The organism is Inquilinus sp. CA228, assembly GCF_052078665.1.
In the GTDB taxonomy this organism is placed as follows: domain Bacteria; phylum Pseudomonadota; class Alphaproteobacteria; order DSM-16000; family Inquilinaceae; genus Inquilinus.
In genome coordinates this window covers 1-1,079 of record NZ_JBQJIK010000189.1, presented here as the reverse complement: position 1 = coordinate 1,079, position 1,079 = coordinate 1, and the positions used below count along the sequence as shown (strand labels likewise).

The 1,079-nt window shown below is 69.4% G+C and carries 1 protein-coding gene; it reads left to right on the top strand.

Annotation, left to right across the window (positions count from 1 at the left end; genetic code table 11):
• Positions 1-1,079: phage baseplate assembly protein V (locus ACTOWL_RS37935; RefSeq protein WP_441326477.1), on the top strand; the 1,079-nt coding region annotated here is incomplete at both ends.

Below are 1,079 nucleotides of genomic sequence, written 5' to 3'. Positions count from 1 at the left end.
CGGCGGTCCTCCACGCCGGCACGCAGTATGTCGCCGGCGCCTTCTGGGAGGGCGGCGAGCCGGGTGAAATCGGCTACCGCAACCACATCTCGGCGATCCGCCACGCCACCCCCTACCGCAGCCCCCGCCGCACCCCTCGCCCAATCATGGCCGGGGTCATGCCGGCCATGATCGACGCCCCGGACGACTACAACGACCGCGCCGTGCTCGACGCCGAGGGCCGCTACAAGGTCGTCGCCAACTTCGACATGGCCGCCGACCCGACCTATCAGCATTCCGGCTTCATCCGCATGGCCCAGCCCTATGCCGGCACCAAGGCCGGGCTGCATTTCCCGCTGGCCCGCGGCACCGAGGTCGCGCTCGGCTGGGAGGACGGCGACCCCGACCGGCCGATCATCCTCGGCGCGGCCCCGCATTCGCGCACGATCAGCCCGGTCACCAGCCGCAACCAGACCGAGAACCGGATCCAGACCCTGGCCGGCACCGCCCTGATCATGAACGACGGCACCCCCGCCGGCGCGACGGCGGCACCGGTCTATCTGTCGATGCAGGTCCCGGTGCCGGAGGCGGCCCCGCCCGACTATCTCCGGATGGGCGACGTCCCGACCGCCGACGCCCGCGTCGAGCAGGCGATCCTGGCGACGCCGGTGTTCGGTGCCGGCGTCAAATGCGGCCGCCCCCCCGAACTGGCCCCGGCCGCCTATGCCGGGATCATGTCCTTCACCCCGGACCAGCGCACCATCACCACCGGCAAGTCCGAGTCCTGCGTCATCGGCGGCAACTACAACGCCAATGTCGGCGGCTGGTACAGCGAGGTCATCACCGGCCCCTTCTACCAGCAGGTCTTCGCGCCCGGCGGCACGATCTCCCACATCGTGCAGTACGGCCTGCCGAGCGCCTCTGGCGCGGGCTTCTGGGATACCCGGTTCAAGGCGGATTTCCACAACACGTTGAGCACCAGCTTCGGCACCAGCGTCACCTACAACACCGAGTTGCGCTATGCCGTCGACACCAGCCTGAGCCTCGCTGTATCGACCACCGCGTCCTACACGCACTACTCGGGTTGGACCATCAACCAG